We start from the raw sequence: 20,140 nt of genomic DNA, 5'->3' as shown, positions 1-20,140 counted from the left end.
TTTAAGTAAGAAAAAATCCGGCGGCAAGGTAAAGCGCAGTTGCGATACCAGCTCCAATCGCACAGACTTTCAACTTATAGCGGGCATAAGCGACTAATGGCATTTCTAGAATAGACGCGGTAGTAATTGTCGTATCTCCAAGTGGTGAGGTCATGGAACCGAATGAACCACTCGCAAAGACAGCACCGACCGTCAGTGGTATAGATGCTCCTGTGGAAACAGCTAGCGCCATTCCGAGTGGCATAAATATCCCCCACGTTCCCCACGAGGAACCGAGAAAATAGCTAACGATTGCTCCAAGTACAAACACGATGGCTGGTATCGTAAAACCAGGCAAAAACGTTCCAATTGTGGCATTGATAAAGTTAGAAAAACCAAGATCCTCGGTGACCAGCGATAATGCCCAAACAAGGATTAATAAGATAATTGCCTGCATGAGCTGGTTACCACCATCATAAAAATGATAAATGGTTTCTGCCATAGATTGACGGCGAACCATGTAAAAAATAAATGTTAAAATCAGCGTCGAAAATACACCGAGCAGCATAACAAACGTAGCATCTGCTTCGGAAAAGGCTTGAAAGATGGTATCCGCCCCTTTGGACACACCATCTTGCCACAACAAAAACAATGTAAGTCCCAACAAAAGAGCGAGCGGTACAATCAGGTTCCACGGCTGTGCTTTGACTGTTGACAGCTCTTTTTTTATGCCAGCGCGATGGTAATCCTCCTTATCATCCTGATTGCTCTTTTTGCCTTTTTGTTTTGGTGCTCTTTCTTTTTTTGAAGGTGACCAGAACGTTCGTATTAATCCAATCACAAGCATGGCAATCGCAAAGAAATTAAACAAAATACTGAGTAAAAAAATCTGATATGGATCCATATCTAAATGGTGTTTTTGGACGCCGCTTTCCACGAGTGAGATCATGAACCCAACAAATGCGGTTGCTACAGGTAAAAGAACGATGACCGAACTCGTTGACACGTCCAGTGTAAATCCGACCTTACGTTTAGAAATGCGCATATCTTTCATGAGCGATTTCACAACTGGGCCGATCATCATTGTGCGAAACATCGGCATCATGAACGTGAACGGAAGTGTCCCCCAAATAAGACTGAGCAGTCCGCGCTGTGACTTGATTTTGTCACCAATCCATTCTGAAAAGCCCTTGATACCACCTGAAATATTCATCATGCCAATCAGACCGCCAAACAGATAGAGAAAGGCAATAATTTTTATATTGTTTTCATCAGATAACGTTGTCACGATATAGTCAACGGATTTACGAGTTCCACCAAGTATACTGAACTCGACTAGCAAGGCGCCAACAAGCACTCCAAGCACGAGTCCGGGCAAAATCTTTTTCAGCCATATCGATAATCCAATCACGATAAGAAATGGAATTAAAGAAAGCCAATCCATTGTTAAGCCCCCTTCCATTTGCTAACTTGTCCTGTTTAAAGCAATTTCATACGGAAGGGGGCTGGTTACTATTGATCAGGATTTCTATGCTGTGATGTTTTACGTGCTGCTTGCCGTTCTTGCCGCTCACGGGCGCGCTGGACAATTTCCCGGCGGTTGATGTAAATCGTTGGGGGTTCATAGTCTTTGGATGCGCGCAAATCTTCATTGGATGCCTTCATGAATGACCACGTTAATAGTCCCATAATGAATAACACTGGGAAACCGGCAACAATACTTGCTGTCTGCAGCGTCGCTAAGTCACCAACATACATAAGTACAAGTGGCATCAGACACAGTGTGAACGCCCAGAATAGTCGATTCCAGCGTATGGGCTCTTTTTGCACTTCCTTTTGCACAACTGCTGCCAAAATGTAGGAGGAAGAATCAAACGTTGTTGCCAGAAAGATGATGGCTAGTATCGTAAATAAAGGCACTATAATGACTGCCATTGGCAAGTGATCAAGAATCGCTATGATAGCCGCCTGTGGACTGTTTTCATTCATATACCCGACAACATCAAAGGCGCCGGTTAGCTGCAGGTGTAGTCCATAGTTTCCCATAATACCGAAAAACAGGACACTACCTAGCGTACCATACAGGATTGTACCTAGAATCATTTCCTGTATAGTGCGACCACGGGAAATACGTGCTACGAACAGTCCGACAAACGGTGCATATACAAGCCACCATGCCCAATAGAATACCGTCCATGCCTCTGGGAATCCTGTTTCCGTAAAGCCGCCCACATTAGCAAACGGTTCTAACCATGTCGCCATTTTGAAGAAGTTGTTTAAAATCAGTCCTAAGCTTGTAAAGGTCGTTTCACTAATGAATACTGTCGGACCAAGGACAAAGATAAAAGCAAGAATAAAAATAGCAAGCCATAAGTTGACATCACTCAACACTTTAATGCCGCGCCGGAGCCCCGAGTATGCACTAATGGCAAAAATGGTTGTACATAGCAGCATGATAATGGTTTTCGTAACCAAATTTGGCGGCAATCCGGTAACATCATTCACGCCCTGGGCAATCATCGGTGTCCCAAGTGCTAGCGTTGTCCCGGCACCTCCCATGAGCCCGAACATAAATAACACATCAATGATATTACCAAGCGGTGTGTCGACTAACTTACCAAGAACCGGCCGAACCGCTTCACTTATTTTCAGAACTGGTTTTTTTCGTACATAATAGAAATAAGCAATTGGCAGGGATGGTAACGTATAAATGGCCCATGCCATCGGTCCCCAATGGAAAATCCCATATGCCGGCGCCCATTGAATGGCTTCCTTGGATTCTCCTTCTATACCAAATGGCGGACCTTGATAATAATGAGCCCACTCAATCATTGCCCAATACAGGATACTAGAGCCGATACCGGCAGCGAAAAGCATTGCTGCCCAAGAAAACGTACCAAATTCCTTCTCAGAATCTTGGTCACCAAGTTTAATTTGACCATTTTTACTGAAGGAAACATAAATAAGAAAGGCAAAAGTAGCCAGTCCAAAAATTAAATAAAGTACCCCAAAATTGCCGGTCATAAAGTTATTTGCCATATTAACAATTTCTTTCCCGGACTTAGGAAATACGGCAAGTGGAATGGAGACTGCAAGCAATATGACTAAAGCGCCAATAAATGTTGGCCAATCAATCAGTTTTTTGTTCATGATCATCATCCTTTCTATGGATAGCATGTCGATTAGTTTGCAGGATATACAGCACACTTCCCCAGGAAAATGGAAGTAATCTATCCCGGTCACCCGGATTTGTGCAGGATCACTTTAAGATGCTTACTCTGGTCGTTACAAATATGGCGCTGCTTTGTCCATTATTGCTGCAAAAGTAGCGATGGTAGGGACTTGTTATACTGTTTTTAGTCTTTTCGTAGGGAAATCAATTTATATGTTGTTTTTTGTAAAATGAAAGAACTTTTATAGGTTTAGTTCGTTTCTTTAACCGTTTGGCCAATACTCGACCGATATCGGCAAAATTAGACTAAGAAAAATATAAACCGACATTAAAAGCTTAACATAAAAATGGATACTTTTGGATAATTCTGTTGTACCATTTTTATATTTTGCATATTAATATAGCTTATTCATTGGTTGGAATAGCGTATAATATTAACATGGTAATTTTATATTCTATATCTTCACCCACGGCATTAGCTATATCATATAATTGGGTTTCATCTTTCTATGTCGAATAATTTTTATTCCATACGATAAACGCTAGTAAATCCACGGTTGATTGAGGTTTCATTCTATGTATTTTTTAAGTGGCGGTTGAATGGATATACATTCTATGGTAAGATTAAAGCACAATATATTGAAAATATTCAATCAAGAAAACACTATATGTAGTAATTACGAATGATGGTGACGCACGTTGTCTTAAAAGGGAATCCGGTGTAAATCCGGAGCTGTCCCCGCAACTGTAGATGTGGACGACCAGGAAAACCACTGTATTGCCAGCTTCATGGCGGCAATGACGGGAAGGTCCTCAGTAGAAAGAAACACAAGCCAGGAGACCTGCCATCGTTTGATACGTCCATTCCTCGGGGAAAGCGGGTGGTAAAATGATAGGGATTCGTACGTCTTTCTGTCGTTTTGCCTCCGTTCATCCATAAGGGTGAGCGGTTTTTTATGTAGGATAAGAATTTAAAAAATGAAGCAATACAATTTTTACTGACAAAGATGAGCCACGTCCGGCTACGATTTACAGGACGTGCTAGTGCAGGCGCCCGGACAGGACGTCGCGTTCTTAGCCTGCAAGGTCGCTTGCGCCTTTGTCATTAAGGGGGAGAAACATGATATCAGCAGTAACGGATCGATGGACAAGCTTAATTGATAGGGCGACTCAGGGGTTAAATGTCGACAAGGAATTATTATTTGCAAAAATACATAAAGCAGATGCAGCGGTGACAACTGATCACGTCATCAAATGGGCGCTGGAAAACATTGATGAAGTAAACCCTGACTGGACGTATGTGGCGAGTCGACTCTATTTACAGACGTTATATGAAGCGGCAGCGACTAACAGGGGATATGATGCTGGCAATCGCTACGGGGATTTTTATCAGCTGATTGAAACACTTACCGACAAAGGGATTTACACAGATAGTTTTCTTCACAAATATACAAAAGAAGAAATTGACTATTTCAGTAATATTATCGAGCCGGAGCGGGACTTGCTATTTAATTATCTTGGCTTGTATACACTGGCAACACGATATCTCGCCACTGACCATGACAATCATACATATGAATTGCCGCAAGAGCGTTGGATGATCATTGCCATGCACCTGATGCAGGATGAGGAACCGACACACCGGTACCAGTATGTCGCTGAGGCGTATTGGGCACTGAGCAATCTGTATATGACCGTTGCTACGCCGACCATGACGAATGCTGGTAAAACGCACGGACAATTGTCGAGCTGTTTTATCGACACGGTTGATGACAGCCTGCAGTCGATTTATGACAGCAACACGGCCATTGCCAAGCTTTCCAAGAATGGTGGTGGTATCGGCGTTTATATGGGTAAAATTCGCGGCCGTGGTAGTTCCATTAAAGGGTTTAAAGGTATGTCCAGCGGTGTCGTGCCGTGGATCAAGCAATTGAATAACACGGCGGTGAGCGTTGATCAACTCGGGACACGCAAAGGCGCGATTGCTATTTATTTGGATGTGTGGCATGCCGATATTGAGGCTTTCCTCGATTTAAAACTGAACAATGGTGATGAACGCATGCGTGCACATGACATTTTCACCGGTGTTTGTCTGCCAGATTATTTCATGGAACAGGTAGAGAACCGAGGTGACTGGTATTTATTTGATCCGCATGAAGTCCGGCAAGTGATGGGGTATTCACTCGAGGATTTCTATGATGAAGAAAAAGGTGACGGATCGTGGCGTGAACGCTATCTGGAATGTGTAGCTTCAGACAAGTTGACGAAACGTGTCGTCCCAGCGATCGATATCATGAAACGTATCATGAAGTCACAGCTCGAATCGGGCACACCATTTATGTTTTACCGTGATGAAGTGAACCGGCAAAACAACAATCCGCACGAGGGCATGATTTACTGCTCCAACTTGTGCACGGAAATTACGCAAAATCAGTCCCCGACGGAATTTTTGGAAGAAGTGACGGAAGAGGACGGGACCATTGTTCAAAAATATAAACCAGGTGACTATGTCGTTTGTAACTTAAGTTCGATCAATCTTGGACGCGCCGTGCCGGACCAGGTGCTGGAGCGGCTCATTCGGATTCAAGTGCGCATGTTGGACAATGTGATAGATATTAACACACTGCCACTTACCCAAACCCAGCTGACGAACCGGAAATACCGTGCTATTGGACTCGGCACATTCGGCTGGCACCATCTTCTCGCTAAAAAACATATTCAATGGGAATCAGAAGAAGCGGTAGCCTATGCTGATGAACTGTATGAAAAAATCGCCTATCTGACCATCCGGACGAGTATGGAGCTAAGCCACGAAAAAGGCAGTTACCCGGTGTTTACCGGAAGCAAGTGGCAAACAGGTAAGTATTTCACCGACAAAGGGTATACAGGGGAAAAATGGGAGCAACTGCAGCGTGACGTGGCCACTTACGGCATCCGCAACGGCTATTTAATGGCGGTAGCACCGAACTCGTCCACATCGATGATCGCCGGCTCAACAGCCAGCATCGACCCGGTATTCCAGCCGTTTTATTTTGAAGAAAAGAAAGACTTTAAAATACCTTTCACCGCACCGGACTTGGATCATCACACGTACAGCATTTATCGGCGCTCGGCCTACATTGTCGATCAGCGCTTGTCTGTCCGGCAGAACGCAGCCCGGCAGAAGCATATTGACCAGAGTATTTCGTTCAATTTTTACGTGCCACATACGATTAAAGCATCTGTTTTGCTTAACTTGCATTTGCAAGCGTGGCGCGAAGGCTTGAAGACAACGTATTATGTCCGATCAACGGCTAATGATGTTGAGGAATGTGAGTGGTGTGAAAGTTGAGATGTCTCATAGCGTATTTATCCTATAGTGGTAACACAAAGGAAGCCGCGGAAATAATCACTGATTACTTAATGGCGGATGGTGCGATAGTGGACGTGCACCGAATAGGTATCGATCCACCTGTTGATGCAGCAGCTTACGATATGATTTTTCTCGGAACATTCACCTGGGATATGGGTGCAACGCCTGATGAGGTAAAGGACTTTATCCTGGAAGTTGGCTATAAACCGGACCATATGGCCATTTTCGGAACAGGAGAAACGCAATTTGGCGGGGATGATCTGTTTTGCCTGGCCGTAGATAAACTTGTCACGTTTTACGGAAGCAGGTGGCCTGGATTGAAAATAGAACAGTCCCCGCGCGGCTCACAGGAACAAGTGGTCAAAAACTGGCTGAAAGGAGTGCTTCATGATGTCAAAAGTCTTGCTTAACAAAGCGAAAACCTTGGAGCCAATGAACCCGAACAAGTCGACAGCACTGTTCGGCGGAAGGTCAAGCGGCATTTTGAATTGGAATGATATTAAGTATCCACACTGGTATAAAATGTATAAACGGCTCGTCGGCAACTACTGGCAAGCCGATGAAATTAATATGTCTGACGACTTGCGCCAGTTTGCATCACTGACCGATGAAGAGCGGGACGCGTATTTGAAAATTATCGGCCTCTTATCAACACTCGACGGACCGCAAACCCGGACGGCACTGCTTTTATCACTGTATGCGACCGACCCGTCCGTTCAGTCGATTATGGCCGTCATCGCGCAGCAGGAAGCGGTGCATAATGAGAGCTACTCATACGTCTTATCGTCCGTCGTTTCCCTCGACGAACAGAACGAATCCTTCCAGCTTGGCCGCAAAGATCCGGTCTTACTGAAGCGAAACGAAACAATCATGCAGCAATACAATGCGTTTGTTGAGGAGCCGACGATTGAAAATATCCTTAAAACAATGGTTTATACCGCGCTATTGGAAGGGATGTTCTTCTACTCCGGGTTTGCGTTTTTCTATTCATTAGCAAGGAAAAATAAAATGGTCGGCACGTCAACGATGATCAGCTATATCAACCGGGACGAGCTGGAGCACGGTCGATTCATTTCGGAATTATTCCGAGCGACCCTGCATGAAAACCCGGACATGAATACAGCCGCCTTTTCCGATTGGGTATACAACCGGTTTCAGGAATCGGTAGATCTCGAAATCGAATGGTCGCGATATGTGCTTGCTGATATTGATGGGATTGACCTCGAGGAAATGGCCGGCTATATTAAGTATCGCGCGAATAAAATGTTGCGGATGATGGGCCTTGACGAGATTTATCCGGACCATACCGAAAACCCGATGAAATGGATTCGTGCGTATGCTGATAATTTTGATGGCACCAAAACTGACTTTTTCGAGCAAAAATCAAGGCAGTACACGAAAACGAGTGATTTGAACGGATTTGATGATTTGTAACGGTTGTGAGCATGCGAGCTCTGATTGGCTGATTTGGCTTCGCTCCAACCATATGCCAAAGTTCACAGCGTTTTCGCTGAAGTTCACAGTAAAAATGCTAAAGTTCACAGCGTTTTCGCTAAAGTTCACAACTAAAATGCTAAAGTTCACATATTAAATATCTTGATTAGAAAAACTCAGGCCTAGCCTCGTCTTATAGCGAATTTTACAATTTCAGACTTATAAACAAAAATCGGTGTGCTCATACCATGGCCTGGAGCACACCGGTTTTCATAATCCTTATAACGCATTCAGTGCCACAACCTCACCGGTCACGGCATTCACACCATATGCGCAGTCCAGCTTTCCGCACATAATATAACGCTCGCGTTCACTGTCATACACATAAACCGGGTCAACTTCGAGATGCTCACGCAGTTTATCGAATGCATCCTCCTGCGACACAACCACCTCATCAGCATTACCAAAATGGTTAAATGCCTGAAACAGCCTGTCCTGGTCAATATAGTTCATCGCAGTCAGCGTATCCCGCTCGATCACCAGCTTTATTTTTATATCAAGTGCACGTTTCACCTCGTCCTCGGCATGTTTAATCTCCGCAATTACATACCCGTTCTGCAAGTAAATCCCAGTCAATTTTCGCTCGCTGCTGTCATTCGGATAAACGAGCCGCATAAATCGCAATACTTCTTTCTCGCATGCTTCCACCTCGGCGTTAGTTAATGGAATCGTATCCGGGTGCGGTTCTTTTTGTAACACGGTATCCAGGGTAACTTCCGGTGAGAAATCTATTTCTTTTTGTTCCAGCTCTCCTTCCAGCGGCTCGTCCCACCGTAAAATTTTATCCTCTGCCACAAAGGAATTCCGGCCCGCTCCTAACGAGAACGTAATCGTCCGCTCCGCATCATTTGTAATAAACACTTCCCCTATTCCGTAAATCGGCAGCCACTTTTCCTGCTCCTGATCCGGTAGTTGCAGCAGCTGGCACTGTTCTTTGGCGACAGGCTCGTATTTATCCGGCGTCAACGCAAACGGCTCCCACTCAATCTGCTCCTCATTCGGGAAAACCCCGTCAACCGAAAACAATATCAATTCCCCGTCATCATTGAATGCCACTTCAATCGTTCCCGTCGGCGACACTGGAATATTATCGACTGCGGCACTGAAGCTGAGTGCCAGTTCTTCCTCATGCGCGATCAAAAACTGCCTGCCGAATGTCAGCTCGGTCATTTCCTCGATCCACTCAATCACATGTTCCTTGGCAGCTGACGACGGATAAACGCTGTTGTCTGCAGTGTTAACATCCTGGACGAAGACAATCCGCCGCACTTCTTGTGTATGAAAATTCACATCGACAACAGCAGTTCCCGTAGCATTGATGTCCTCATCTGGCGCTTCACTATTATTCGGTGACCATTCCATATTCATTATATAAATTGTTTCATTAAAATGATTTGTTTCACGGAAAAAGTGATACCGTTTCAGCTGGTGGCTCGTTAATCCTAACGTCTCACGCGTCACATCCACCAGTTCCTGAACCTGCTCATTCATTGTCAAAACCTCACTTTTACATAATTATATTTTAGTATAACACCTTCTTTCGTCTATAATCGAATGAGATGTCATTTGTGGAAAAGTGAATGCTGACGGAATGGCTCCCATTATCACGTTCAAATCCATTCATTTGACGATACTTTGGGATTCAAAGGTTAAAATATAAGTAAAGATGAAACATGGGGCGCAGATTGGAGAGATAATCATGTATGTAACAATAAAAGATATTTTGAAATTGGACGAGTTTGAGGATGTTGAAATCATAGCTGGCAAGTCAGATCTGAACCACAGGGTTAGAAATGTGTACTTTATGGAGGTTCCTGATATTTATGCATATATCGAACAAAATGGCTTATTGCTAACAACTTTATATCCAATTGCTGATAATCCAGCGCAAATTCAGACACTTATACCTAAATTGGCCGAAATGCATATCGCCGGAGTTGCTATTAAACCAGGTAGATATGTTGATGAAATCCCAGACATCATGATCAAGCAAGCCAATGAATACGGTATTCCATTAATGAAATTGCCGGATGGTGCCAATTTATCCACATTAACGCATCAAATACTAACAATACTGCTAGATGCAAGAACTTCTGTGTTGGAATTTCGGGATAAAATGCACCAGCAATTATTGGGTTTGTTATTGGAAGATGCCAATTTGAACAGGTTTGTTGAATCCGTTGCCAAACTTATTGATGCACCTGTATTACTTCTAAACAATGATTTAGAATATGTGGATTCATCGCTTGATAAAAGTGACAATAAAATAACCATACGTGATCAGTCAAACGAGATAGACGTATATTCAGCCGACAAAAATAATTTCTCCGTACAAGTAAATGAGACAATATATGAGAAAAACGATATTTATATTCAATTCATCATTGCTGGAGGTGACGAGTTTGGTTATTTGGTCGTTCTGCTGGAACAAGGAAAGAGTCTTAATAATAATCTAATCGTTGCAATCGAGCAAGCATCTTTTTTGGTGGCATTTCTATTTCAGAAAGAACAAGCATTGCTTCAAAAGGAAAGAAATTATCTAAGCAATTTTATTAGGGATATTTTTAATAACCAATATGGCTCCCAAACGGAAATAACCGAAAAGGCAAAGGTATTTAAATGGAACTTCCAATTTCCAATGGCTATTTTAAGTATTAAAACGAATATAAAAGATAGTGAAAAGAAATTAGCAGTATACAACCGAATGCTCGATTCCGGCATGATTGAGAGAATTGTATCACAGGCAGTCGATATCCCTATAGAGAATTGTAAAACACTTTATTATAACGATTCGTTAGTATGTTTTATAAGCATTGTGTTTGAAAAGAACTTAAAACAAAAGCTAAAAAAAGCAGGCGATTCCATAGTACACAGATTCAGAAAGCTAAGTAATCTAGGGGTAAGTATTTCTGATACAGTTTATGATATGGACCAAATAAGGGAGTATTATAGCAACTCAATGTTAGTATTTAAAATTTATAAGGAAAAGTTGGACAAACAATCCTTTGTTCGTTTTTACGAAGATATTGGGTTATTTCGCTTATTTCATTATGTTGAGGAGATCTCCGTCTTACAGGAATTTGTAACCGAAAAGTTAGGTAGTGTCATCGAATATGATGAAAGGAAAGGTGCAAACTTGTTGGAAACACTTAGTTATTACATTCAAAATAACACCAACCTCCAAAAAACCGCAGATGATATGTATGTACATTATAATACCATGCGTTATCGAATGGGTAAGTTAAAGGAACTTGGAATAAATGATGAGGATGGATTTGAATTAGCGGAAATTTCCTTAGCCTATCAGTTACATCAATACCTGAAATTCAAAAAAGAATGAGTGATTGAACACGCACTGTTTTATTTCTGTGAAAAAAATGACATCTATTGTAGGTATTTGCCAGTTTAAAATAAAACAAATGTCAACTTGTTACAATGATTAATGCGCTTTCAATTATTATAATAAAGGTAGCAGAGGAGGAAAGGGTGGTGAAATTAACCGGCAGCATCTCAGGTATTTGCTAAGCTTCAAAGTGGATTTCGTTGTTAAGTAAATAAGGTGGGTTGTCATTTTTATTCAAACCCAGCTTGCAAACTGGTTCTTATTTGGCAGTGGATTTCTATATCAAGTCATTATGATACGAGTGGGTGTTTAATATGCGTGATTTTCTTTTATCATTAACAGGAGGTTTGGTTGTAGGCGTATTATTTTCCTTAGTTAAATTGCCTTTACCTGCCCCACCCTTACCCGGAATATTTGGAATGGTAGGAATATTCCTAGGAGGAGTACTAATGGACTTCCTTTTTCGCACCTTCAATGAGAGGAAAAAGGCGGAAGTTTCCCATGATTAAAGGTGAGCTTTTGCTAAACGTGTAACATATGTATGTCCGTGCTTGGTGATAAGATTCCAAATAAAAAAGGAGCATTTAATATGTTGGAGATTGTCTTGTCTTTAATTGGAGGTTTGCTTGTGGGCATATTATTTAAGTTCATTAAGTTACCAGTACCTGCTCCTCCTTTGATAGGTATCGTAGGGGTGGTAGGAATATTTCTGGGTGCCCAATTAATTAATGCTGTCTTTAATGTTGTTTAACGTAAATGATGGATCATGAGGATTGAAAGCCAAAACATGACAGACATGTTTGGAATAAAACTTGAAAGGGAGATCCAAATGAATAAAGTGTATTCTTTAGAGGCAAAACCTTATAACTTTGAATTTAATGCAGAAAAAACTGCACTGGTAATTATCGATATGCAACGTGATTTCTGTGCGCCTGGTGGATTTGGTGAAAAGCTGGGAAATGATATCACTCTGACACGATCCATTATCCCGAATATTGAGAAGGTACTGGAAGCATCCCGTGAAAAAGGCATGTTTGTTGTCCACACCCGTGAAGGGCATCGTCCGGATTTATCCGATTGCCCACCAAGTAAGCTGAATCGCGGTAGTAAACAAGGTGCAGGAATTGGTGATGAAGGTCCAATGGGTAGAATACTAGTTCGCGGGGAATACGGTCATGATATCGTGGACGAGTTAAAGCCTGTTGAGGGCGAGGTTATTATTGATAAGCCCGGTAAAGGTGCTTTTTACCAGACAGATTTGGACGTGATTTTGAAAAACAAAGGAATCACAAATTTACTTGTGGCCGGTGTAACGACTCATGTATGTGTTCAATCTACGCTTCGGGAAGCTAATGACCGTGGTTTTGATTGTTTATTGCTGGAAGACTGTGCGGCTGCATTTGACTCCAAGGATCATGAAGATTCCATTCGAATGATTAATCAGCAAGGCGGAATTTTTGGATGGACGGCTCCGTCAGAGAATCTTCTTACATCACTTGGTGAATAACTAAATCTAGTTTTTCGCCAATACATGCAAGGAGTTCGTTCAAAAGATAGAATTTTAGTCGGGTTAGCACAAAGCCTCTACGGGCATGTCCACGATTAAGCAGTCAGTATCAAGAAATTGACTCACACATATGTTGTCATGCCCGTCTCCGTATAAACCTCCCATACATCTTCTGCTCCGATGCTATGATCAAAGAGGTGGGGATTTATTCTGTAGCAACTATTGGGTTATGCACCAATAGCTATTGTACTACTCGCATTATATGTCTATCGCCGTCAAGACGATCTTAAGGAAGAATCATAGGAAACCGGTGATAATGATGATTGATATAGATCCATATCAAATCAAACAAATGGATAGCCGCTTATTGGAGTGGCTGAGCCATAAACAGAACAGTAACCAACTTGGCACGGTACACAGTGTATTTGATAAGGTTGTAAATTTTATATCCCATGACGGCGTAACGCTTTTTTCATTGGCAAAGAATTGGGTTATCCAGTCGCCAGGTATGATGAAAACCTGTGAAGATGAAGGTTTTTCACAGATGCTTTCAGTTTTAAAACCGGGTATGCCAATCAATTTAGTTGGTAACTGTTGTTTGGAAATCAATGATTGGCAATGGGATTTCTCGAATGCGGTAGTTTGGGAAAGGGACATAGCGTCACTCTCGCAAACCAAACCGGATATAACCGCTTCTACACTAATGCTGTTGAATAATTTCATCGAAAAATATGGTGCGAGAGAGGGCATTTTCCCAGCGTGGAAAAGTTTTAGCGATGTAAGTTGGGAAGTGCCTGAAACGACACGGAAAAATATTTACTTTTCCCCATTTCTGGCTGGACTAGAGCAATTAGTTAAGGATATTGAGGGGAAAAAGCTTGAAAATTTTATGGACCGATTTGTTGGTCTTGGTATCGGCTTGACCCCATCGGGTGATGATTTTCTAACAGGTTTGCTTGCTACATGGCAATACTTTGCGTTCCCCCTATATAAGGATTTTGAACCTAATCAAGCAGATCTTAAAGGAAGAACAACCGATGTGAGTTATTTTATGTTGAAACATTGTTTGGAAGGGCAGGTAAATGAAGCCTTGCTTGCTTTACTAGAGAACTTGGATGGTGATCCAACCCCCCAGTTACGACAACTCTTGGCAATTGGGTCAACTTCCGGCACGGATATGTTAGTAGGTGTCAGTTTTGCATACCAGCAGCTTATAAATGATAAGGAGGAAAAGCAATGGCGTCTAAAGTGATTATAGAAAATAATGCTTACCATGATTCGGTAACGTTAATGTCTTTGTCTAGTAAAATTAACAATTATGATGGTGTGGAACAGGCTGTTGTATCCATGGCTACAAAAATGAACAAGGACTTATTAGAAGATATCGGTTTACTTACAGATGAGGCAGAAGCTGCAACGGAAAACGATTTAATTATTGCATTGATAGCTAATACAGATGAACGCGTTGAAGAAGTAATGGAGGTTATCCATGAAGAACTAACGTCGAAAAAGACAAAAAAAGGCAAAGGCAAAGAGGTAACAGCAAAATCAGTCCATTCTGCCCTGAATGCAATGCCGGATGCCAATATGGCTATTATCTCAGTCCCGGGAGAATATGCGGCCCGTGAAGCGAGACAAGCATTGAAAAAGGGCGTACACGTTATGTTATTTAGTGACAATGTGAGTATTGAAGATGAAAAAGCATTGAAAGAAATGGGCAGGGAAAATGACTTATTTGTTATGGGACCTGACTGTGGAACGGCAATCATCAACAATGGTGGACTATGTTTTGCCAACAAGGTAAGTGAAGGTGGTATTGGACTTGTCGCTGCGTCCGGTACTGGCTTGCAGGAAGTTACGGTGCAAATCGACCGTCTTGGTTATGGCATTACACAAGCAATCGGCACAGGTGGCCGGGATCTTCATGAGTCTATAGGCGGAATGATGATGCTGCAAGGTCTTAAAGCCTTGGAAAATGATGATAAGACTAAAGTTATTACATTAATCTCTAAGCCACCTGCTCCGAGTGTGCAAGATAAGATTGTTAAAGAAGTCAGCCAATGCAAGAAGCCAGTCGTGGTCTGCTTCCTGGATGGTGATGCACAAGCTGTTGAGGCGGCCGGCGCAACTTTTTCAGCAACGTTAATTGATGCAGCTCGCAAGTCTGTGGCGTTACTTGATCCAGAGGTGAAAATAGATACGGAAATGAACGAGCGTGTTACTGCATGGGTTGAAGCGGAAAAGGGCAAATTTAGCGACTCACAACAGGATATCCGTGGACTATTCTGTGGCGGTACCTTAACTTCCGAAGCGTTGTCCATTATTCGCTCTACAGGTGAAAGTGTGAAAAGTAATGTGGCTAAAAAGGCAGAAGAAAAGGTTGCCGATATAACGGAGAGTGTAGGTCATACCCTGCTTGATATGGGTGATGATGAATTTACTAAAGGTAAACCTCATCCAATGATTGAACCAACACTAAGAAATGAGCGGATTATACAAGAGGCCAAAGATCCACGGACCGCTGTTTTATTACTGGACTTTGAATTGGGCTATGGCTCCAACGACGATCCGGCAGGCGTTACTTTGGACGCACTGAAAGAAGCAAAGGATCAGGCTGAACAGGCAGGCAGACACTTGTCAATTGTTTCCTATATTTGTGGTACTTCTAAAGACAAGCAAGATTATAAACAGCAACAAAAGAAACTTCAATCTGCCGGTGTCTATGTAGCTGACAGTAATGAAATGGCAACGAGAATTGCAACAATGCTCGTTCAAAAGGAGGTTAATTAAATGAGTACTATTGATGAGATATTTAATCAATCACTACACGTCATTAACATAGGTACATCTAAATTTAAGGAAGATCTGGACTTACAGGGTATTGATACCGTTCAAGTCGACTGGCAGCCGCCAGCAGGAGGAAATGTCCAATTAATCGAGGCATTGGACTTCTTCCAGGATAATGACAAAGTGGAACAGGCAAACCAGGAAGCAATTAAACGTATCAAGGAAGCTCATCCTTTCCTAATAGATGTTGATCAAGCTGTTAATGTCATTCCTGGTATGCACAGCAAAAAAATTCTCCATTCTGGTCCGCCCATTTCCTGGGAAAACATGGCTGGTCCAATGCAGGGAGCAATTATCGGTGCACTGATTTTTGAAGGATTGGCAAATAATGAGACTGAAGCAAGAGCATTGATAGACGCCGGAGAGATTGAATTTGATCCCTGCCATGAACATTCTGCCGTTGGACCAATGGCTGGTATTGTATCACCTTCCATGCCAGTACATGTGATTGAAAACAGGACACATGGAAATAAAGCTTACTGCTCGGTAAATGAAGGGTTCGGTAAAGTATTGCGTTTTGGCGCTTTTTCGGATGAAGTTATTGATCGCTTAAAATGGCTTCGAGATGTCTTTGCACCTGCATTGAAGAAGGCTCTAGCACTTACAGAAGGAATTGATTTAAAATCAATCACTGCCCAATCATTGCATATGGGAGACGAGTGTCATAATCGTAACAAAGCTTCAACAAGTCTTTTTTACCGGGAAATCGGTGACTACTTCCTACAAACAGATATAGATAAACAATCATTGCGGGAAGTTCTACGTTTTATACAGAATAATGAACAGTATTTCTTAAATCTATCTATGCCAGCTTGTAAATCAGCACTGGATGCCGGGCATGGCGTTCCTTATTCTACTGTTATCACAGCAATGTCTAGAAACGGTGTTGAATTTGGTGTCCGTGTCAGTGGACTAGGTGAAAAGGAATGGTTTACAGCACCAGCTAATTTTATTAAAGGTCTCTTTTTCCCAGGATATTCAGAAGAGGATGCCACTCGAGACCTCGGAGATAGCGCTATTACGGAAACGATGGGAATTGGAGGATTTGCCATGGGTGGATCGCCGGCGATTGTTCAATTTGTTGGTGGAGAAGTTGAGGATGCGATTCGATATAGTGAGCAAATGTTTGATATCACTGTGAGCGAAAATAGTAATTATTCTCTTCCTACATTGAACTTCAGCGGTTCAGCTTTTGGAATTGATCTTAGAAAAGTTATTGAAACAGGTATCTTGCCAGTAATTAATACAGGAATGGCTCATAAAGTTGCCGGAATAGGACAAATTGGTGCAGGTATCGTCCATCCTCCTAAAGCGTGCTTTGAAAAAGGTTTAATGCGTTTTTATGAAGTATATGGAGGGGATGGCATTAATGAGTAAAATATTAATAGCACTTGGGGGGAACGCGTTAGGCAATACTCCCCAAGAGCAGCTTCAATTAGTACAAGGATCTGCTAAGCCAATTGTTGATTTAATTGAACAAGGGCATGACGTTATCATTGCTCACGGTAACGGTCCTCAGGTTGGAGCCATCAACTTAGCTTTTGAGAACGGTGCTAGAGAACATGCGAATGTACCAAGTATGCCTTTTGCTGAGTGTGGTGCAATGAGCCAAGGATATATAGGATATCATTTGCAAAACGCGATACGCGAGGAATTGTTAAATCGCTCCATTAATAAGTTAGTGACAACAATTGTGAGTCAAGTGGTTGTTGATAGAAAGGATCCGGCTTTTCAACATCCTACGAAGCCAATCGGATCATTCTATTCAAAGGAAGAAGCAGAAAAGTTGATGGCTAAAACCGGTGACACCTATGTGGAGGATTCTAATCGGGGCTATCGTCGGGTAATCCCTTCGCCTGCACCTATTAAGGTGGTGGAGAAAGATATTATTGAAGATCTGGCAAACGCGGGTCGTATCGTGATTGCAGCTGGCGGTGGAGGTATTCCGGTGGCAGAAGACGACAACCATGGTTTAGTAGGTGTTGAAGCAGTTATCGACAAAGATTCGGCAAGTAAATGCTTAGCTGACGAGTTGGATGTGGACTTCTTATTTATTCTAACAGCAGTTGAAAAAATTGCGATTAACTTCGGTAAACCGAATCAGCAAGATCTTGACCAATTGTCTATTGAGGAAGCGGAAAGATTAATAGAAGAAGAACATTTTGCACCAGGTAGTATGCTTCCTAAAGTAGAAGCAGCTATTCAATTTGTCAGTGGCAAGGACGGCAGAAGATCTATTATTACTTCCTTGGAAAAAGCTAAGGATGCTGTTCTAGGTAAGACTGGAACCATTATCTCTAAATAATGTGTCGGTTTTTATATATTATAAGAAGGAGTTTTTCTAATGAACGAAAAAAAGACTAATGTTAATGTCGGAGAAGATTTAAAGTGGAATTTATTTACTGAGCACCGTGAAGTCCATCATCGTGAGATTTTAGGTGCCGAACAAGCGGATAAACTAGGTGTAAGTGTCAGTTCAGTATTACGGGAACGTATCGCTGTGAATGGAGCTGTATTACCTCATTATCATGACGTGGCAGAAGTTATTCATATTATTAAAGGAAAGGTAAAACTTCTGCAAAATGGTGAATGGAAATCATATAAAGACGGAGATACTTTCCTCGTTCCTAGCGGTGTCGTTCATTCTGTTGTAAATGATGACGTTGAACCAACCGAGCAGGTGAGTATGTTCCTTCCAGTATCTGATGATGTTCAAAATGAAGGCTTTAAATCATATATGGTCGATGAGGAAAAATAATGAAGTGGAGGGGCGGTTCTGCCGTCCTAAACCATCTTCAATATATCCAGAGAATGCTGAACAATTGTGAATTAAGATATAGATTAGAAACGTGACTACTTTTCATATCCCCTACTGGTGAATCAATTCAATCATATACTGCCATCGCCTCCCCTTTATCTCATCGTGAAAGCCAGATTGTAGACGTATTCCTACACAGTTGCGCCAGAAGATACATATTAGGTAAATAGATTGATAGTAACCCCCGGATTATATTGAAATCTCAGTTATCCGAGGTTTGTAACAACAACATATCATCCACGTAGCTACGTGTAGCATGTTTCAGACACCATGAAGACCCCCTACTCATTCGGACCGATCACCCGTTTTTTATCCGAGCTAGTTTTGCCTTGTGCCCGCTTAGATAATGTGTTTTGCCAGTTGGGGGCAAGTAACTCCACGGCTGCAAGCTTGGCAGACAGTTCACGGTCCCGCTTTTGGTTATACATGACATCATTGCATGTTGCCACCGTCCACTCAGGATAGGGACGTTCCTGAAGCTGAAGCGTGTCACCTGCTTGCATATAGCCTTCTTTTAGCACTCGAAAATACCAGCCAGTCCGTTCTTCCCGCTGGATTTGGATGGCCAGATCCTTTATCCTCCACCGTCTGGCCGGTCTCCAGCAAGGGCGTCTTGGCTGGGAAACTTGCACGGTGGCATCCCCAATTTGGAACGTGTCGCCAATACACACATCTGCTTCTGTCATATGCTGAACGGCTAGATTTTCGCCAAATGCACCAATGGTAAAATCCTCTCGTTCCAGTTTTTCTTGCCAGAATGCGTAATGGGAAATCGGATAGACAAAAATTGCTTTTTCGACACCACCATGATTTTTGCGGTCGCCTTGTCCGTCACCCTCCAGATTGGTTTCGCCTGCCCAGATTCTTCCTTGAACGGTATGCTTCACAATACCTGTTGTCCATTCACGATCCATTGGATTTTTGGCATCTTTGTCCCCGTAAGTTTTCGGTTTGCCGACCATGATTTGCTCAATAATTGGTGCACTCATCTCCATCTCCCCCTGTTATGAAGGTTCTACATAAATAGTTGACTTAAGTCCAATGCTAATCCGGGTAAAACATGAACGGCGATAGTATCTTCCTTTGTGAAAACGCCTTGAAATTGATACTGCTCACCGGTTAAAATGTGGACTTCTACTGATTGGTTCTCTGGGTCAACAAGCCAATATTCCTTTACCCCAGTTTTTTCATACAGTTTATATTTCGTCCAACGATCCTGTTTAACAGAAGAAGGGGAGGTGATTTCAGCAATCATGTCTGGTACCCCATTGCAGCCGCTGTTATCCAGTTTCGTTTCATCACAAACGACAGTTAAATCGGGCTGGACCACGTTATTTATTTCATCATCACGCTTGTTTTCCTCAGCTAATCGTACATCGAAAGGCGCAAAAAATACTTCACAGGTTTTGTCACGCAGAAAGTTTGCAAATGCTGTTGATAAATCCCTAAGAATTTGCTGGTGTTTTCGTGAGGGAGCTGGCGACATATCCACAACTTCCCCGCCGATAATCTCCATCCTTTCTGCATCATCCCATGTCAGATAATCAGCATAGGAATAGCGTTTATGCTCATCCGGAATGGCCATGCTATCATTCCTCTCGACTTGTCGTTAATGATATATTATCAAA

General features: G+C 42.3%; 17 protein-coding genes and 1 riboswitch. Of the genes, 12 read left to right on the top strand and 5 right to left on the bottom strand.

Annotated features, from left to right (window positions below; all coding sequences use genetic code 11):
- Position 1 precedes the first annotated feature (1 nt).
- Both FFL34_RS08340 and FFL34_RS08335 read right to left on the bottom strand, forming a co-directional pair.
- Entirely contained in the window at positions 2 to 1,423 is a 1,422-nt protein-coding gene (locus FFL34_RS08340) for a Na+/H+ antiporter NhaC family protein (RefSeq protein ID WP_171046331.1), read from the bottom strand.
- Positions 1,424 to 1,491: 68 nt separating this feature from the next.
- The gene (locus FFL34_RS08335; protein ID WP_138603042.1) at positions 1,492 to 3,129 is read right to left on the bottom strand and encodes a BCCT family transporter; all 1,638 of its coding nucleotides are present in this window, start codon (positions 3,127 to 3,129) and stop codon (positions 1,492 to 1,494) included.
- Between the two features lie 692 nt (positions 3,130 to 3,821).
- Positions 3,822 to 4,015, top strand: a riboswitch (cobalamin riboswitch).
- Between the two features lie 256 nt (positions 4,016 to 4,271).
- Between FFL34_RS08335 and FFL34_RS08330 the strand changes: the two genes are divergently transcribed.
- From FFL34_RS08330 to FFL34_RS08320, 3 genes are read left to right on the top strand one after another with little or no spacing between them, the layout of a single operon-like run.
- On the top strand, positions 4,272 to 6,482 hold the full coding sequence (locus FFL34_RS08330) for a ribonucleoside-diphosphate reductase subunit alpha (RefSeq protein ID WP_138603041.1): 2,211 nt from the start codon (positions 4,272 to 4,274) through the stop codon (positions 6,480 to 6,482).
- On the top strand, positions 6,479 to 6,913 hold the full coding sequence (locus tag FFL34_RS08325; RefSeq protein ID WP_138603040.1) for a flavodoxin: 435 nt from the start codon (positions 6,479 to 6,481) through the stop codon (positions 6,911 to 6,913). Before FFL34_RS08330 ends, FFL34_RS08325 begins: the two co-directional genes overlap by 4 nt.
- On the top strand, positions 6,894 to 7,937 hold the full coding sequence (locus FFL34_RS08320; protein WP_138603039.1) for a ribonucleotide-diphosphate reductase subunit beta: 1,044 nt from the start codon (positions 6,894 to 6,896) through the stop codon (positions 7,935 to 7,937). The genes FFL34_RS08325 and FFL34_RS08320 overlap by 20 nt, the downstream gene beginning before the upstream one ends.
- A 279-nt stretch (positions 7,938 to 8,216) precedes the next feature.
- Here the strand turns inward: FFL34_RS08320 and FFL34_RS08315 are convergent, their stop codons facing one another.
- On the bottom strand, positions 8,217 to 9,488 hold the full coding sequence (locus tag FFL34_RS08315; RefSeq protein WP_138603038.1) for a hypothetical protein: 1,272 nt from the start codon (positions 9,486 to 9,488) through the stop codon (positions 8,217 to 8,219).
- 208 nt (positions 9,489 to 9,696) lie between these two features.
- On the opposite strand from FFL34_RS08315, the gene FFL34_RS08310 reads away from it, so the two are divergent.
- The 9 genes from FFL34_RS08310 to FFL34_RS08270 all read left to right on the top strand — a co-directional run bounded on the left by FFL34_RS08310 (position 9,697) and on the right by FFL34_RS08270 (position 18,452).
- Complete coding sequence (locus FFL34_RS08310) at positions 9,697 to 11,337, top strand: PucR family transcriptional regulator (protein ID WP_138603037.1); 1,641 nt, start codon at positions 9,697 to 9,699, stop codon at positions 11,335 to 11,337.
- A 317-nt stretch (positions 11,338 to 11,654) separates the two neighbouring features.
- A complete protein-coding gene (locus FFL34_RS08305) occupies positions 11,655 to 11,849 on the top strand; it encodes a DUF1427 family protein (RefSeq protein ID WP_138603036.1) in 195 nt (64 codons plus the stop codon).
- Between the two features lie 80 nt (positions 11,850 to 11,929).
- Positions 11,930 to 12,091: a XapX domain-containing protein gene (locus FFL34_RS08300; RefSeq protein ID WP_138603035.1), complete on the top strand. Its 162-nt coding sequence runs from the start codon at positions 11,930 to 11,932 to the stop codon at positions 12,089 to 12,091.
- Between the two features lie 78 nt (positions 12,092 to 12,169).
- Positions 12,170 to 12,847, top strand: a complete 678-nt coding sequence (locus FFL34_RS08295; RefSeq protein ID WP_138603034.1) for a cysteine hydrolase family protein — start codon at positions 12,170 to 12,172, stop codon at positions 12,845 to 12,847.
- A gap of 316 nt (positions 12,848 to 13,163) precedes the next feature.
- A complete protein-coding gene (locus FFL34_RS08290) occupies positions 13,164 to 14,099 on the top strand; it encodes an oxamate carbamoyltransferase subunit AllH family protein (RefSeq protein WP_171046330.1) in 936 nt (311 codons plus the stop codon).
- Entirely contained in the window at positions 14,084 to 15,637 is a 1,554-nt protein-coding gene (fdrA, locus tag FFL34_RS08285) for an acyl-CoA synthetase FdrA (RefSeq protein ID WP_138603032.1), read from the top strand. Before FFL34_RS08290 ends, fdrA begins: the two co-directional genes overlap by 16 nt.
- On the top strand, positions 15,638 to 17,071 hold the full coding sequence (locus tag FFL34_RS08280; RefSeq protein ID WP_138603031.1) for a YlbE family protein: 1,434 nt from the start codon (positions 15,638 to 15,640) through the stop codon (positions 17,069 to 17,071).
- Positions 17,064 to 17,999, top strand: coding sequence for a carbamate kinase (gene arcC, locus FFL34_RS08275; protein WP_138603030.1), 936 nt, complete (start codon positions 17,064 to 17,066; stop codon positions 17,997 to 17,999). Before FFL34_RS08280 ends, arcC begins: the two co-directional genes overlap by 8 nt.
- A gap of 39 nt (positions 18,000 to 18,038) precedes the next feature.
- Positions 18,039 to 18,452 (top strand): cupin domain-containing protein, encoded by a 414-nt coding sequence (locus FFL34_RS08270; RefSeq protein WP_138603029.1) that lies wholly within the window; start codon positions 18,039 to 18,041, stop codon positions 18,450 to 18,452.
- A gap of 341 nt (positions 18,453 to 18,793) precedes the next feature.
- Here the strand turns inward: FFL34_RS08270 and FFL34_RS08265 are convergent, their stop codons facing one another.
- Together FFL34_RS08265 and FFL34_RS08260 are read right to left on the bottom strand one after the other, a co-directional pair.
- Entirely contained in the window at positions 18,794 to 19,501 is a 708-nt protein-coding gene (locus FFL34_RS08265) for an MOSC domain-containing protein (protein ID WP_318279698.1), read from the bottom strand.
- Positions 19,502 to 19,527: 26 nt separating this feature from the next.
- Positions 19,528 to 20,097, bottom strand: coding sequence for a Uma2 family endonuclease (locus tag FFL34_RS08260; protein WP_138603027.1), 570 nt, complete (start codon positions 20,095 to 20,097; stop codon positions 19,528 to 19,530).
- Positions 20,098 to 20,140 lie beyond the last annotated feature (43 nt).

The sequence above is a fragment of the Lentibacillus cibarius genome, from assembly GCF_005887555.1.
Taxonomy (GTDB): domain Bacteria; phylum Bacillota; class Bacilli; order Bacillales; family Amphibacillaceae; genus Lentibacillus; species Lentibacillus cibarius.
This window is presented reverse-complemented; position numbering and strand designations above follow the sequence as displayed.